The sequence below is a fragment of the Mariprofundus ferrinatatus genome (assembly GCF_002795825.1).
In the GTDB taxonomy this organism is placed as follows: domain Bacteria; phylum Pseudomonadota; class Zetaproteobacteria; order Mariprofundales; family Mariprofundaceae; genus Mariprofundus; species Mariprofundus ferrinatatus.
The window spans coordinates 70,392-85,672 of sequence record NZ_CP018800.1 but is presented as its reverse complement, the minus strand read 5'-3'; the positions used below and the strand labels follow the sequence as shown (position 1 = coordinate 85,672).

The following is a 15,281-nucleotide window of genomic DNA, read 5'->3' as shown; positions in this document are numbered from 1 at the left end:
TTGCAGACACCACATCACATCTATCTGGCACGCGCCCTGCGCATTTTTGAGCTGACAAGACGCAAGCGTTTTTCCAAAACGGCACTTAGTGAGCTGATTGACGGGGATCCTGATGCAACCGTATTGGATATGATTATTGAGCAGTACGGACTTACACCGCCCAAAACCCAGTACAGCAAAAAGATGGTTTCCCTTGCTCACAAGAGGGCACTTCAACAAGCGAAGTAGCTGTTTTCCTTAATATCTGGATGGCTTCTTCCGCTCAAAAGCGGGCATTGGTGGGACAGATAACTCTTGAAGGAGACTAGTCTCTTAGCATGGCTGAACAACGATTGATGAAAGATGGACTTGGAGTGAATGCGGTAGAGCGTATTACTCATGGGCTTTCTGCAATTATTAATGGGTTTCCTGCCAATCAGTTTCGACAAGATGCTATGAACGGCCTTGATGCTCTGGAACTTAAAGAGCGTGTTCGATATATCATAGCTGTATTACAACAATATCTACCGAATGATTTTGATGAGACGTCGAAGTTACTCATGAACTTGAAGTCTGTTTGGGATTATGGCGATGACAATGATCCACTGCGAGGGTTTGCTGCATGGCCGATCATTGATTATATCGGGGTGCATGGTTTGGAACACCCCAAGGCGTCTCTATCTGCATTGAAGCATCTAACCGCTCTTTTTTCCGCTGAATTTGCCATCCGTCCGTTTATTGTGCGCTATCCCGATATAACTTTTGCTAAGTTGAGAAAGTGGTGTACAGATTCGGATGAACATGTACGTCGCCTTGTCTCGGAAGGCACACGACCAAGATTACCATGGGGACAGCAGCTATCTCAGTTCGTTTCTGACCCATCGCCGCTTCTGCCCTTACTTGAGTTATTGAAAGATGATGAAAGCGAGTATGTGAGAAGATCCGTAGCTAACAGTCTAAATGACATCTCCAAGGACCATCCTGATCTTGTGATTAAGACATGTAGATGTTGGACAAAACCGAAAAACAAAAACAGGACGAAGTTAATTCGTCATGCACTACGCACATTGGTAAAAAGTGGTCATCCAGATGTGTTTGGCCTGCTTGGCTATACTGAAACTCCGCAGTTGTCAGTCCAAGATATGAAGGTGGATAGCCAAAACATCAAGTTAGGAGAAAGTGCGAACTTCACTGTGTTGATAACAGCAACGTCATCGGACATTCAAAATGTTGTAATAGATTATGCAGTTCATCACGTTAAAGCGAATGGTCAAAGCAGTACTAAAGTGTTTAAACTTAAATCTACGACTATCAATCCCGGTGAAACGATCCAGCTAAAAAAGAGCCATCCATTCAAGAAAATCACAACTCGGAAATACTACACCGGCCAGCATAGCATCGAGCTATTGATTAATGGCATGGCAGTATGCTCCGTAGAGTTCCAACTATTGGCTTTATAACTTTCCTTTATTGAAGGCCGACAACTGCCGTTTGGATCAAACAGGAAAGGCCCCTTGCGGGGCCTTTCGAGAGGAGAGGGTAGAGCTTTCTATTTAGCCTGATTTGGCCAATCGATTATCCAAATATGGAAGTCGTGACTTCCGACTGATTTGACCTGGTGCTGAGCACTCATTTCACGACTCACTTTACGATCGGAGTGGAAATAGATGCGACCGTCACTGCCCATGCGTGGAGCGCCATCCTTGGCATCATCAAAGCTAATCTGGGTCAGATTACGACCATCGATTCCAATCGCCCAGATATCCCATTGCGACTTTCCTTTGTGGCGCATATCAGCCTCTGCACGGTTGGAGGTGAAGATGATCCACTTGCCGTCTTTGCTCCATGATGGCTGAACATCGATACTGCGGGCATCGGTAATCTGTATCAGGTTTGAACCGTCAATATTCATCCTGAACAGATGCACGCTGCGTCCTGCCGCCATGGCAAAAACAATACTGTTGCCATCAGGAGAGAGTGCCGGGTTAATACCTTCACTCAATACCTGCTGAGAACCACTGCCATGGAAGCGTACAATTTCAGTCGCAAATCCGGGGAACTCCCAGTTATTGAACTCGTCACGCTTAACCTGGCTTGTTTTCTTCATTTTGGTCGGCTTGTAATTCAGTGGCTTGGCGCGAACTGCAACGATTGAACCGTCAGAGAGCAGGATTGGTTGAGTAAGCGCACCATGCAGAGACTGAATGCGCCGCTGCATGCCTTCACCATCGGAAATCTTTTCCCATAACCCAAGGCCACCGGCGCGCTCAGATAGATAGTATACATGACCATCATCCTTCCAGCCGATGGAATCTACGGTATGCACATCATCAGTGACCATATTGGCCGGATCGCCATTTTCGGTTAACCGGCGCGAAATCCATGCGTTTTTACCACTCTGGGTAAGCGTCAGCAGGTACTTTCCATTCGGTGCCGGCTGGGGATACATCTCACTCTCCCTGTTCTCCAGCGTAAGCAGAACTGCCGCATCAGCCGGCTCACTTGCCTTTCCCTGCTGTGCGGTATTCATAGAGTCGAGCCACTCCAGCACATTTTCAGCCTGCGCCGCCGGTGCAGCAGCGATTAAACCCAGTGATAAATATAGAATTTTACGCACGTTGTACTCCCTCCAAGATCAAAAGATGAGGCAAGCTGCTATTTCAAAAATAAATATTACGTGTCTCAAAAATTAAAATCCGTTAATGCGAAATCCCGGACATTTTCTGGGGTGCCCTGTGCATATGACCATGCCATTTCGTGATCACGGTATAGCATTCGTTATCTGTATATTATATCTCCCTGGCCTCTTATCGCGCGGGATATCAACGCCATATGATCAACGCCGAAAAACAATTCATCTCGCCCTTTATCGGCATGAAGCACAAGGCTTGGAACCCCAAACGCTCCGGCATTCAATGCAGCATGCGTGTTTGCCTCGAACTCTTCACTGGTAAGGCCCATCCAGTCGTCGGAAAATGACCTCTTCTCTGCAATCTCCTCCAGCCAGTTCGATCTTTTTGCATCCACCTCTCCAGACCAGAGGGCATCAAAAACATCCATGCAGAAGGTCTTACGCTCATCCCCCTGCAGTGCCCCAGCAATCCGAAGTGCAGGTCGGCTATCGAATGTTCCCGGCCGGATCATCCGGAACGGCACATTCAGGAATAGGCTCCAACGTTTCAAATCCCGAAGTGAGTAGATCGCCTTGTTTTTCACTGCTGCAGGAGACGTATTGCCGGAGAGCTTCATCAGCCGCGGCAGGTTAAGCGGCAGCCAGTCAGCCTCCACCCCATGCTCTGCAGCAAATGCAGGCATCTGCGTAGCCGCCAGATAGCTATAGGGGCTGATAAAATCGAAGTAGAAATCGATCTTTCTAGTTGTCATCGTGATGCTCGATTGGAGCCACATAACCCTTCGGACGAATGGCAACGGTATTGAGAATGCGTGTACACACCTTGCCATCCTCCCTTACAAACCGCATCTCAAAGCCTGGGGTCGCCCGGCCGCTCTCCTGCAACTCCCTCGCTATCTCCCGGAACTGCCCATCATCAAAATCGAAATGCAACGTCAGATCAGAATTACCTACCCGAACAAAATCGATCTCCAGCTTTTTGGTGGCCACCCTGTAACCCGGAAACCTTTTCAGACATGCCAGTGCCGGCACCGGATCGGCAAGGCTGGCCTGATAACCGCCAAACATATTACCGGCAGCATTGGCTGATACCCAGTTGAGCGGCAAGCGGATGCGCACACTGCTCCAATCCTCTGACAGATGTTCAATCTTTACACGCATCAGGAAAAAGGGGGGAAATAGCTCGAACCGCCTGCGAGAAGAGAGGAAGCGGAGCCTGGCCAGCAGATGCAGGTTACTTCGACGCAACGCAACTCCTCCTTGATAAAGCCGCGAAACCAATAATGGTTTCGATAGGAGACTAACAATGACCTGTAGGTTTCTAATAGATACCTATAAATAAGTTGGTTTCAAATAGAAACCAATCACCATTTAGTAGGTTTCCTTTAGCGACCTGCTATAGTACAGGCATGGAAGCCGCCACGCCCTCTCCATCATCATGCCCTATCGGTCGCCTTTCGGACATTATAGGCGATCGCTGGACCATTCTCATACTACGCGATCTGTTTAACGGTGTCAGGCGTTTTGATGCGCTGCAGAAGAGCCTTGGAATATCCAAGAAGATACTATCCCAACGGCTGGCCCGGCTTGTCGAGTCGGAACTGCTGATTCGCACCCCCTATCAGGAACGCCCTCTCCGCCATGAATACCGCCTCACCATCAAGGGGCGCGACCTCTTTCCTGTTCTGGTATCCATGCAACGCTGGAGCAACCGCTGGCTGTTCAGCGAAGGTGAAACGACAACTGAACTGGTGCATCTGGAGTGCGGAGAAACGCTTGATGCAAGGCTCACCTGCGGCCATTGCAATGGCGCTGTGACCCCTGCCCGCGTTAAGGCAGTTCGCCGGCCCAAGCGTGAGCAATAGCACAGCGACCACAAACGTATTAAGATACTCTTTTGCCCGGATTATAATCCTGAAGAGGAAGGGGAATTGAACAGCGAAAGCGAGAAAATCGAACATCTCCGGCGGGACAATGACCGCCTCAGGACTGCGCTGAAGATCAATCAACTGATTGCCGGCGAGCTAAAACTCGGCCCCCTGCTCAAACAGATCATGGAGATAACCCAGTCCCTGATGCAGGCGGAGAGCTGCTCACTCTTCCTCTATGATGAGCAGAGCGGTGAGCTGGTTTTCCACGCCTGTTCCGGTGAAAAAGAGGATCAGCTCAGGGAGATCTGCCGCCTGCCCAGAGGAAGCGGCATTGCCGGATGGGTCGCTGAAAATCTGCAGACGCAGCGGCTTGCCGATGTCTATACTGACCCTCGCTTCAACGCTGAATTCGACCGGGAAACGGGTTTTACCACCCGCAACATGATCTGCTCTCCGCTTATCGCGCACGGCAAGCTGATTGGCGTCAGCCAGGTAATCAACCGCACCGGCGGCGATTTTTCCGATGATGATGAGCAGCTGATGGAGTCACTGGTGCAGATGGTTGCAGTGGCCATCGACAACGCCCGCACACACGAGCGGGTGGTGCAACAGCAACTGCTGCAACACGATCTTGAACTTGCCAAATCGATTCAGGAGTCATTTCTGCCAGGAGAGCCGCCCGAGGTGGATGGCTATCAGGTTGCATTTCACATGAGCACCGCGTTTGAGGTGGGCGGGGACTTCTACGATGCCGCGCAGCTCCCGGACGGCCGCATGGCCTACCTGATCGGGGACATCTCCGGCAAAGGCGTATCCGCGGCGATGATCATGTCCACAGTGCTCAGTGATATCCGCATGGAGTTGACCCATGGCGGTACGGCTGCAGAGATTCTGAATCGTTTAAACATCACCCTCTGCAATAAGGCGAAGAACGGCATGTTTGTTAGCCTTATTCTGATGCTTCTCGATCCGGAAACAGGTGTTATTGAGATCGCCAATGCCGGACACCTTCCACCGGTCCACATTCTCAGCCAGCGTATCTGGCAACACAATGAGGCGTCAGGGCCACCGGCCGGCATCATCCTCGATGCCAGTTATGACGTTGACCGATTAACACTGGAGCCCGGTGAGATGGTACTTCTCTACACCGATGGCATCACCGAAGCACGCAATGAACACCACATCATGCTGGGTGAAGGAAGACTGCTGGCCTGGCTGAATGAGTGCCCTGACACAGCAGAGTCCTGCATGAGTTTTCTGATCGAGCGCATTCGCGCCTATACAGAAGGGGCGGCACAGAGTGACGATATTACACTGCTGATTCTTGGCCGCAGCCGCTGAAATCAGGTCATTCGGCGCTGACAGCCACAGGCTCAGGGGCCGGCAATTTTCCGGTCTTCTGAATCACATTAAGAATATCCACAACTTCAGGTGAACCCCAGGGAAAAGCACCCGCCACCATCTCTACCACTACACCTTCAGCATTGAGCACGAAGGTTTCCGGAAACGCACGCGACCTGAAAATCGGCATCGCTATACTGCTGCCTCCCTGATCCCAGTACATCGGAAAAGTTACCTGCTGCTCCTGCACAAACGTCTTCACCGTATCTAGGCTGCTATCGACAGAAAGGCCTGCCACCATAAATTTATCCGAAGGAAGAAGCTTTGAAAGCTTGACGAGATCCGGCATCTCATCGCGACAGGGTGGACACCATGTCGCCCATAGATTGAGCACCACCACCTTGCCGGCAAAGAGCTTGCTGCTCTCCACCATTTCGCCGGAGATCGACTGCATCGTAAACGATGGCAGCCTCTCGCCCTTCTTGGCCGTGGGCACAGCTTCTTCGCTGCAGGCAGAGAGACCCAGAATAACTGCCAGAAGTAAAAGTCCATTCATCCTGAACCGGAACCTGTGATTCATCATTACAATTTTCTCCTAATAGTGGCTGAAGACAGCACTCTTGCCGCTCTTATCAAAGCTCAACACATCATAACCCTCCGGAGGCAACCCTTCCGCTTGCATGCCTGGAGACTTCTGCGGCATACCCGGAGCTGAAAGGCCAGCCACTTCCGGCTTTTCTTTCAGGAGCCGTTTAATATCCCCAGCCGGAACATGACCCTCGATGACATAACTGCCGACTGTAGCGGTATGGCAGGAAGCCAGTTGAGGGGAAATGCCATGATCGCGCTTAACCTGTGCCATATCATCAGAGTTTTTCTCGATCACAGTAAACCCTTCGTTACGAAGGTGTTTGGCCCAGTCCCCGCAGCAGCCACAATTGGGATCCTTGTACATCACCACCTCGGTAGCCAGGACCTTTTCGCTCGCATTGCAGGAGATGAGCAGCACTGCAATCGCCGCAACCATCAGACCCTTCACGCTTTTATATGTACGATTTAACACCATCACAACTCCTTTTCTCAGACTCTATCTGTCATCCGGATCAATGGAGGCCCTATCCTGCCACTGTAGCAGCAGACCATAAACCACCGGTAGCACAACCAGGCAAAGAAGGGTCGTAGTGACCATGCCACCAATCATCGGAGCGGCGATGCGCTGCATCACATCGGATCCGCTGCCAGCACCCCACATGATCGGCAACAGAGCTGCAATCACGGCTGTAGCAGTCATGGCAATCGGGCGTACGCGCTTTCCAACACCTTCCTGCACAGCCTGCCAAAGCGCCTTCTGGTTCAGCGGAGCACCCGTTTCTGACCGCCGTGAATCTATGGCGTGATCAATAAATGTAAGCACCAGTACGCCGATCTCAGCGGCGACGCCAGCCAGCGCGATAAAACCCACGGCCACGGCAACCGAGAGGTTATATCCCAGCCACCAGACCAGCCAGAAGCCTCCGATTAATGCGAAGGGAATGGACAGCATCACCACCACAGGCGCCAGGAGGTTGCGAAAGTTAAGCCAGAGCAGCAGGAAGATAATTACAACTGTTGCCGGAACCACGATCTGCAGTCTGGCAGCAGCCCGCTCCATGTATTCAAACTGGCCGGACCAACTGATGGTGTAACCGACAGGAACCTTCACCTGCTCATTCACCATCTGTTTGGCTTCCTGCACAAAACCACCGATATCGCTGGTTTTAATGTCGACATAAACCCAGGCATTCGGACGCGCATTCTCTGTTTTGATCGATGGTGGACCACGCCCGAGCTGCAGATCGGCAACAAGCGAAAGAGGAACCTGTGCACCTGTAGGCGTTGGCACCAGAACACGCTTGAGCGACTGCAGGTTATCCCGCAATTCACGCGGGTAGCGCACATTAACCGGATAGCGCTCCAGCCCTTCAATGGTTGTTGTTACATTCATTCCACCAATGGCACTGGAGATGACATCCTGCACATCACCAACAGTGAGGCCGTAACGAGCTGCCTCATCACGCCTGATATTGAAATCGAGGTAGTAGCCGCCAGCGGCCTTATCGGCAAAAGCAGACAGGGTGTCAGGATGCCTTTTCAATACCTGTTCAATATTGCCGGCGACCCTTTCAAGCGTTTCGAGATCCGCGCCGGATACCTTGATGCCAATCGGTGTTTTGATTCCGGTTGAGAGCATATCAATTCGTGTCTTGACCGGATAAGTCCAGGCATTGGCGAGCCCGGGGAGTTGAGTCGCGGCATCCATCTCCCCCATCAGCTGCCGTGTGGTTTTATCAGGATCGGGCCAGGCCTCTTTCGGCTTCAGTCGGATTGTCGTTTCCAGCATCGACAAAGGCGCAGGATCGGTCGCCGTTTCCGCACGCCCAACCTTTCCGAATACCGATTCGACCTCAGGGAAGGTTTTCAGAATACGGTCGGTCTGCTGAAGCAGCTCCCGTGCCTTGGTGATCGAAATGCCTGGGAAGGTGGTCGGCATGTAGAGGATATCGCCCTCATCCAGCGGCGGCATAAACTCAGAACCGATCTTCATCACCGGGTATGCAGTCACTGCCAGCAGCAGAAGTGCCAGCACAACAGTCAGAGACCGGGCAGACACAGCCAGATCCAACAGTGGTGTATGCATCTTCTGAAGCAATCTGTTCAGCGGGTTGCGCGCTTCAGCAGGGATGCGCCCACGAATAAACAACCCCATCAGAACCGGTACAAGTGTCACCGCCAACAGTGCGGCTGCGCCCATGGCGTAGGTTTTGGTAAAGGCGAGCGGCGAAAAAAGGCGCCCCTCCTGAGCCTGAAGTGTAAACACCGGCAGAAACGAAACGGTGATAATCAACAGTGAAAAAAACAGTGCCGGCCCGACCTCTTTGGTAGATGCCAGCACGGCACCCCATCGTGCAGATGCGGAAATATCTTCACCTGCCCGCTCCAGATGTCTGTGGGCATTTTCAATCATCACGATCGCACCATCAATCATGGCACCTATGGCAATCGCGATGCCGCCAAGGCTCATGATGTTGGCTGAAATCCCCTGCCACTGCATCATCAGAAAGGCCATCAGGATACCGACAGGCAACGAGACAATCGCCACAAGCGCACTGCGTGCATGCATAAGAAAGAGCAGGCAAACCAGCGCCACGACGATGGACTCCTCAATCAGTTTCTCGCTCAGGTTGTCCACGGCGCGTTCGATCAATGCACCGCGATCATACACCGGCACAATCTCCACACCTTCGGGCAGACCTTTGGCAAGCTCATCGAGTTTGAGACGCACTTTTTCTATGGTGGCCTTTGCATTTTCACCATATCGCATCACCACGACGCCACCGGCAACTTCACCCTCACCGTTGAGATCTGCAGCACCACGCCTTAGTTCCGGGCCCAGGTGAATATTCGCCACCTGCCGGAGAAAAATCGCCGTTCCGTGTTCATCCACCCCAATCGGCGTAATTTCAAGATCGGCGATCGAGCGGATATAACCCAGACCGCGCACCATGTACTCGGTTTCCCCCATCTCTATCAGACGACCGCCAACATCATTATTGCTGCGGGCAATCGCCTGTTTCACCCTGGAGAGAGGAATATTGAAGGCAGCCAGCGCATCAGGATCAACCTCTACCTGATACTGTTTTACAAAGCCTCCTATCGAAGCGACTTCGGCCACACCCTCAACGGTCTGCAGCGGGTAGCGCATGTACCAGTCTTGCAGCGAACGCAATTGCGCCAGGTCGAGATGGCCGCTTCTATCGACCAGTGCATACTCATAGATCCAGCCGACACCTGTGGCATCCGGCCCTAATCGCGGAGAGACAGATGGTGGCAGTCTGTCACGGGAAAAATTCAGATTTTCCAGCACACGCGCACGCGCCCAGTACATGTCTGTGTTATCCTCGAAAATCACGTACACCATCGAAAATCCGAAGAACGAATAACCGCGCACCACCTTGGTATTGGGCACCGAGAGCATGGCCGTGGTCAGCGGATAGGTGACCTGATCCTCTACCACCTGCGGTGCCTGACCGGCGTAATCGGTAAAGACAATCACCTGCACATCGGAAAGATCCGGGATGGCATCCAAAGGGGTTGCGCGCATCGCCTGTATGCCAGCCACTGCTACGATGACGGTAACGGCCAACACCAGGAAGCGGTTACGGATTGATGCTTCAATGCACTTGCGGATCATGGCATCTCACCCGTCTGATGATGCATCTGCATATGCCCTTCGGCCGGCGCATGCGCACCAGCTTCGGGCTTCTCGTCAGGCGAATGGCTGTGAATCATATGTTGATGGCCCCCATCCATGCTTGCCTCAGGCACAGCCTCAACCTGGGAGTCAGAGGAGGAGGCTCCGATCGAGAGCATCTTGGCAGTGGCCTCTTTCAGCTTGGACTCCGAGTCGATAAGAAACTGGCTGCTGGTCACGACTGCTTCGCCCTCTTTGATGCCCGAGAGAATCTGCACTCCCCCGTCCGACTGCAGCCCAAGCTCCACGATTCGTGGTTCAAACCTTCCTTCTGATCGCTGTACGAACACCTGATTCCGCATTCCAGTGCGCACGATTGCTTCAGACGGAACCACTACGGCATTCACTGTGCGCGATGGCTTGAGTGTAACGTTGGCAAACATCTCAGGCTTTAGCGCCAGATCAGGATTGGCGAACTCAATACGTACCTTGTTGGTGCGGGTTTTGCCATCCAGATAAGGGTAGATGTAACTCAGTTTGCCTTTGAATACGCGGCCGGGCGCTGCCGACAGGCGCATCTCGGCCTCATCGCCGAGACGAACCCAGGGCAGTTCATCTTCATACACATCCACCTGCACCCATACACGCGTGAGATCGGCGACCATATACAGCTCTGTTTCCGGCGTGATGCGTTGACCTTCACGGACACCGATATTCATGACGATGCCATCAAAGGGTGAATGAATATGCAGTGCTTTAGGTACGCGCCCTGTTGTACGGATCTCTTTTAACTGATGTTCAGGCACGTCCAGCAGCTTCAAGCGCTCCAGCGAGGTGGAAAGCAGCCGTTTTGCGCCCTCCCTGATATCGGTAAACGGACTGTTTTTGAGTTTCTGCCAGTTTCTCAGCGCCAGCAGGTACTCCTCGCCACTTGCCACAAGCTGTGGTGAATAGATCGCCAGTAGCATCGTGTTTTTGCCTACCTGTTCACCGGTTCTGTCGATAAACAGCTTTTCCACCCAGCCCTCGACCTTGGGATGCAAACGCGCCACCCGCTGCTCATCCATGGTGACGCGACCGACAGTACGTATATCCCGGGAGATGGTTTTCTGCTCGGCAACCACAGTACGCACGCCGATGTTCTGAGCCATGGTCGGATCTATGGTTACACTCCCGGCGCCCCCGGGACGGCTTACCCCGTCAGCACAGACCGGCAGGTAGTCCATACCCATCTCATCGCGGGTGAAAACCGGAGAAGTGACGGCTGGGTTCATCGGGTTTCGCCAGGCAAGGGGTTCTCCCCCGCCAGGGCAGGGGCCATCATCACGGTCAACCCGCTCCTCGTTGCTGCTCGTCGCATGATCAGGCAACAGATATCCAATAGTGAGGCCCGCTATCAAAACAGATGCCATCATCAACAGATTTTTTGAATTCATCGGATGCTCCCAATCTCAGTGTTTGTTTGTCCAAATATGCGGGCGCCCTCCGAAAACTCCTTTCCGGATGCCGCAGCAAGACTGGCCTTTGCCTGTCCGGCCCGGGCGTAGAGGTGCCAGTATTGAATGTCGTTGTTGAACTCGTTGAGGCGTGCTCGAATCAGATTAAGGAAATCGACCTTGTTCACCTGATATCCGGCCAGCATGGAAGCTGTCGTCTGGCGCGCCTGCGGAATGATGCCATGCTGAAACAGCGACAACTGATCCAGCGCCATGGCAAGTTCTGCTGCGGCAATATCGATCTCCGCATGTACCCGGTTCACAGCATCCTGTCTGGACAGACGGGTCCGCTCTTTCTCCGCTCTCCGCTGGTCAAGTGCACGATCCTGTTTGCCGCCGCTGTTAAACGGCATATTGATCGAGAGGCTCAGCGATGCCAGATCGGGGCGTGACTGGCGGTTAGCCGGATTAATGCCCTGACGGAATCCATAAGCTGCGCCCAGCTTGAAATCGGGGTAATAATCCTTTTCGGCAAGTGAAACCATGGCATCCGCTGCCGCGATGCGGCGCCCAAAACCTTTTAGGATTGGCCTGTGCTCTTCAGCCCAGCTTTTCAGAGCCGCGATGTCGACAGGGCCCATATCGCTCTCAGGCAGAACTCGGGGCAGATCAATCGGCATGGTGCTAGCCCGGCCAAGCAACCTGTTCAGTTCCGCCTGCTCTCGCAGATGGTCCGATTGCAGGGACAGCTCCCGCTCCAGAAGCTTGGAGAGCTCCAGTTGGGCCAGCAGTACATCCTGCTGCAACCCGCCTCCGGTTTTGTATTTGGCTTCTGCAACCCGTATCAGATGACGCAACAGCGTCTGGTTGTGACGCACCAGCCCTAGTGCCCGATCCAGATAGACAAGATTCCACCAGCGCTCCCGCACATGGCGAAGCAGCTGCAGGCGGAACTCTTCAGTATCACTTTCAGCTGCTGCTGCAAGCTCTTCAGCCGCCTGCTGCTTAAGCCCCAGCTTTCCAGGAAAGGGAAGTGACTGGGATATACCCACCTGAAGCTGGGTCATGCTCTCCAGACTGGTGGAGAACGAATCGACCGGAAGGTTCAGCGCGCTCAGAGTCAGCGTCGGGTCAGGAAGCGCGCCTGCCTGCGCTGGAACACTCCGCATCGCTTCGGCCTGCTGCCCCTGGGCTTGCAGGCCCGGGTTGTGCTGCAGCGCCAGTGTCTCCGCCCGTTGCAGCGTTAGCGGCTCCGAAACGGCCACCGAGGTTAAGCTTAACAGTGCCGGCAACAGCCAGCCGATTTTGAGGGTATGCATAAATGCCTCCTGCCAGGTATTGATGTGCAAACTGGAAACAGCAGCACATTCCCGAACCCATCCGGGTCAGGAAATCAGCAGAAAGCGCGAATCAAATACGGATTCGTTGTGTCGTGTGATAGAGAAGCGTTGAACTTTTCGGCGGGCCGGTCGGCACCTGGGAAGCAAACCCCATAACAGGCTGCTGCATAGCAGCTGGCTGCAAAGGCGGGCCGACATATAAGAACAGCGGAAGATCTGTGGCAAACTGCAGTTGTGCAGACTGAAGAAGTTCATCCGGTTGATTGCAGTGAGAACATGCAGATTGATCGCCACTATTCTGAGTTTGATGCACCGGTGGAGCACAATGCTCGGCAGCCGCCATATCATGGGAAACCATGCTGTGAGATGCCATTTGGCTCATCGGAGCGGCGTGCAACTCAGGCGCCATCATGCAGAAGGCGCCCGCAAAAAGCTGCAAGGCAAAGAGCCCGGCCACCAGCCGGGAAACACCTCGAATATGCAGTTTTCGAATCACCATGGCTGGCAAAATAGTCCCATGTTTATTAAAACAGAATGAAAGCAGTTATGGCGTCACTTTCAGATTACAAACTGTTAGCAGCGAGGGCCGAGCATCGGAAAGCGGCATCAGGCGCCTTAACTGAGTGACTTCCTGTAGCCAGAGTGGGGCCTGCCTCATACCGAACAACTGCACCACAGGATCGCCTGCCTGCAGGTAGGAGAGCATAACGTCAGCACTCCCCAACAGCTTCATGATCAGCATCTCCCTGAAACTTTGAGCCGGCGTAACCCACTCCACATCGTAATCTTTGAGCCCGGCATGCCGGGCTGCTGCAGCCACCGCATCGTCAAAACCACCAAGGCCATCGATCAGACCAAGGCGCTTGGCATCAAGCCCTGTCCAGACTCTCCCCTCTGCAATGCTCTCTACTTTCTCTCTGTCGATGCCGCGACCTTCTGACACGATATTGAGGAAGCGGTCATAGACATGCTGGATCGATAGCTGCACCACCTTTTTCAACTCATCAGGAAGCGGGCGATCGGCCCGCACTCCACCGGCAACGGATGTGGTTCCAAGCCCATCGCTGTGGATACCGAGCTTCTCCAACCCTTTACCGACATTGGCCAGCACGCCGAAAGCACCGATCGAACCGGTTACAGTGGATGGGGAGGCCCAGATCTCGTCAGCCGGTGCCGCAATCATGTAACCTCCGGATGCCGCCACACTGCCCATCGAAACAATCACCGGCTTACCCGCCGCCTTCAACCGCATGATGCCACTGTGAATCACCTCTGAAGCCTGCGCGCTGCCGCCGGGGCTATCGATTCGCAGTACTACCGCCTTGATGGCGTCATCACGCCGCGCCTCATCAAGCATCGCCAGCATTGAGGAGCTGCCGACCGTGCCCGGAGGCTGCTTGCCGTCGAGAATCATGCCACTGGCAGAGATAATACCGATCCGGTTTTCCAGCGTGCCTTCCTGCTGATCACCGATGACTGCCAGATACCCCCTGAAATCAACTGATGGATAGCTGCCATCCTCTACGCCCATGGCTCCTGCAATATATTCATCGATAGCGCCGGGACGGGCCAGCTGGTCCGCCAACCCCTCCGCTTTTGCCAGCCCGGCAAGGCTGCCGTTATGACTGGCCAGATAGAGTGACGGCTTGTCCAACACCTGCTGCATCCGCTCAGCATTGATGTTGCGCAGGGCAGCAATATCGTCTTTGTACTCAGACCACAGCTGATCCAGCAGAGCACGATTGGCTTTGCGGTCTTCATCGGACATGTCGTTGCGCACCAGGGGCTCCGCCGCCGCCTTGTATTCACCCGCCCTGAACAGCTGGACATCCACATTCAGTTTATTCAGCGCATCCTTGAAATAATTGCGATAGATACTGAATCCCTTAATGGCCACAATGCCAAGCGGATCAATGAAGATGCGGTCCGCCGTTGCAGCCAGATAATACTGTGACTGGCTGTAATTCGGACCAACCGCGATCACCATCTTGCCGGATTCTTTGAAAGCCTCAATAGCTCCCCTTATCTCCTGCAATGTGGAGAGCGGGGCGTCTCCCATCTCATCCAGCTTCAACACCATCAAGCGGATGCGTTCATCATCCCTGGCCACACGAATCACGCGAATCAGGTCATGAAGCCTAGTCTGATGCGGTGCTCCCAGCGAAGAGTTCAGCGGAAACAGCGAGGGGGCGGGAAGATCCAGCTCCTCAACAATCGCGCCTTTCGGATTGAGCACGAGAGCAGCACTCTCCGGAACCTCCGGCTGCTCGATCGATATCGCCACGACAAACAGCACCAGAAACAGGATAAAGAAGCCGTTGACAAGAACACGGCGCAAACGATCCATCCAGATCATCAGTGTGCTGAAGAATTTTCTCATATCTCTATTCCTTTCAGGGCAGACAACATATATGGCTTAGCGTAGCAGTGTTGTTTCGAAAAAACATCACG

14 protein-coding genes are annotated in these 15,281 nt (G+C 53.3%); 4 read left to right on the top strand and 10 right to left on the bottom strand.

Annotated features, from left to right (window positions below; all coding sequences use genetic code 11):
• Positions 1–228 carry a hypothetical protein gene (locus Ga0123462_RS00455; RefSeq protein ID WP_100264500.1) on the top strand — a complete coding sequence of 76 codons (228 nt, stop codon included), beginning with the start codon at positions 1–3 and terminating at the stop codon, positions 226–228.
• A gap of 89 nt (positions 229–317) precedes the next feature.
• Complete coding sequence (locus Ga0123462_RS00450; RefSeq protein ID WP_100264499.1) at positions 318–1,439, top strand: DNA alkylation repair protein; 1,122 nt, start codon at positions 318–320, stop codon at positions 1,437–1,439.
• An 89-nt stretch (positions 1,440–1,528) separates the two neighbouring features.
• On the opposite strand, the gene Ga0123462_RS00445 is transcribed toward Ga0123462_RS00450, so the two are convergent.
• From Ga0123462_RS00445 to Ga0123462_RS00435, 3 genes are all read right to left on the bottom strand, one after another.
• Positions 1,529–2,596, bottom strand: a complete 1,068-nt coding sequence (locus Ga0123462_RS00445) for a TolB family protein (RefSeq protein ID WP_100264498.1) — start codon at positions 2,594–2,596, stop codon at positions 1,529–1,531.
• A gap of 161 nt (positions 2,597–2,757) precedes the next feature.
• A complete protein-coding gene (locus tag Ga0123462_RS00440; protein WP_100264497.1) occupies positions 2,758–3,363 on the bottom strand; it encodes a 2-hydroxychromene-2-carboxylate isomerase in 606 nt (201 codons plus the stop codon).
• Positions 3,353–3,859, bottom strand: coding sequence for a PaaI family thioesterase (locus Ga0123462_RS00435; RefSeq protein ID WP_232726473.1), 507 nt, complete (start codon positions 3,857–3,859; stop codon positions 3,353–3,355). The genes Ga0123462_RS00440 and Ga0123462_RS00435 overlap by 11 nt, the downstream gene beginning before the upstream one ends.
• A 161-nt stretch (positions 3,860–4,020) precedes the next feature.
• Here Ga0123462_RS00435 and Ga0123462_RS00430 point away from each other — a divergent pair, with 161 nt between their 5' ends.
• Together Ga0123462_RS00430 and Ga0123462_RS00425 are read left to right on the top strand one after the other, a co-directional pair.
• Positions 4,021–4,476, top strand: a complete 456-nt coding sequence (locus Ga0123462_RS00430; RefSeq protein ID WP_100264496.1) for a winged helix-turn-helix transcriptional regulator — start codon at positions 4,021–4,023, stop codon at positions 4,474–4,476.
• Positions 4,477–4,542: 66 nt separating this feature from the next.
• Complete coding sequence (locus Ga0123462_RS00425) at positions 4,543–5,823, top strand: PP2C family protein-serine/threonine phosphatase (protein ID WP_100264495.1); 1,281 nt, start codon at positions 4,543–4,545, stop codon at positions 5,821–5,823.
• A 7-nt stretch (positions 5,824–5,830) separates the two neighbouring features.
• Here Ga0123462_RS00425 and Ga0123462_RS00420 read toward each other — a convergent pair whose 3' ends face one another.
• The 7 genes from Ga0123462_RS00420 to sppA all read right to left on the bottom strand — a co-directional run bounded on the left by Ga0123462_RS00420 (position 5,831) and on the right by sppA (position 15,210).
• Positions 5,831–6,406, bottom strand: a complete 576-nt coding sequence (locus tag Ga0123462_RS00420; protein WP_100264494.1) for a TlpA family protein disulfide reductase — start codon at positions 6,404–6,406, stop codon at positions 5,831–5,833.
• Positions 6,407–6,418: 12 nt separating this feature from the next.
• The gene (locus Ga0123462_RS00415) at positions 6,419–6,889 is read right to left on the bottom strand and encodes a DUF411 domain-containing protein (RefSeq protein WP_232726472.1); all 471 of its coding nucleotides are present in this window, start codon (positions 6,887–6,889) and stop codon (positions 6,419–6,421) included.
• 21 nt (positions 6,890–6,910) lie between these two features.
• On the bottom strand, positions 6,911–10,054 hold the full coding sequence (locus Ga0123462_RS00410; protein WP_100264493.1) for an efflux RND transporter permease subunit: 3,144 nt from the start codon (positions 10,052–10,054) through the stop codon (positions 6,911–6,913).
• Positions 10,051–11,490, bottom strand: coding sequence for an efflux RND transporter periplasmic adaptor subunit (locus Ga0123462_RS00405; protein ID WP_198507348.1), 1,440 nt, complete (start codon positions 11,488–11,490; stop codon positions 10,051–10,053). Before Ga0123462_RS00405 ends, Ga0123462_RS00410 begins: the two co-directional genes overlap by 4 nt.
• Positions 11,487–12,809 (bottom strand): TolC family protein, encoded by a 1,323-nt coding sequence (locus Ga0123462_RS00400; RefSeq protein ID WP_100264492.1) that lies wholly within the window; start codon positions 12,807–12,809, stop codon positions 11,487–11,489. The genes Ga0123462_RS00405 and Ga0123462_RS00400 overlap by 4 nt, the downstream gene beginning before the upstream one ends.
• A 91-nt stretch (positions 12,810–12,900) precedes the next feature.
• Positions 12,901–13,329, bottom strand: a complete 429-nt coding sequence (locus Ga0123462_RS00395; RefSeq protein ID WP_100264491.1) for a hypothetical protein — start codon at positions 13,327–13,329, stop codon at positions 12,901–12,903.
• A gap of 45 nt (positions 13,330–13,374) precedes the next feature.
• A complete protein-coding gene (gene sppA / locus Ga0123462_RS00390) occupies positions 13,375–15,210 on the bottom strand; it encodes a signal peptide peptidase SppA (protein ID WP_100264490.1) in 1,836 nt (611 codons plus the stop codon).
• Positions 15,211–15,281 lie beyond the last annotated feature (71 nt).

Coding starts and splice junctions, on each gene's coding strand:
- Ga0123462_RS00450 (WP_100264499.1), top strand. CDS start 318: ATGGCTGAACAACGATTGATGAAAGATGGACTTGGAGTGAATGCGGTA.
- Ga0123462_RS00440 (WP_100264497.1), bottom strand. CDS start 3,363: ATGACAACTAGAAAGATCGATTTCTACTTCGATTTTATCAGCCCCTAT.
- Ga0123462_RS00430 (WP_100264496.1), top strand. CDS start 4,021: ATGGAAGCCGCCACGCCCTCTCCATCATCATGCCCTATCGGTCGCCTT.
- Ga0123462_RS00420 (WP_100264494.1), bottom strand. CDS start 6,406: ATGATGAATCACAGGTTCCGGTTCAGGATGAATGGACTTTTACTTCTG.
- Ga0123462_RS00415 (WP_232726472.1), bottom strand. CDS start 6,889: ATGGTGTTAAATCGTACATATAAAAGCGTGAAGGGTCTGATGGTTGCG.
- Ga0123462_RS00410 (WP_100264493.1), bottom strand. CDS start 10,054: ATGATCCGCAAGTGCATTGAAGCATCAATCCGTAACCGCTTCCTGGTG.
- Ga0123462_RS00405 (WP_198507348.1), bottom strand. CDS start 11,490: ATGAATTCAAAAAATCTGTTGATGATGGCATCTGTTTTGATAGCGGGC.
- Ga0123462_RS00400 (WP_100264492.1), bottom strand. CDS start 12,809: ATGCATACCCTCAAAATCGGCTGGCTGTTGCCGGCACTGTTAAGCTTA.
- Ga0123462_RS00395 (WP_100264491.1), bottom strand. CDS start 13,329: ATGGTGATTCGAAAACTGCATATTCGAGGTGTTTCCCGGCTGGTGGCC.
- sppA (WP_100264490.1), bottom strand. CDS start 15,210: ATGAGAAAATTCTTCAGCACACTGATGATCTGGATGGATCGTTTGCGC.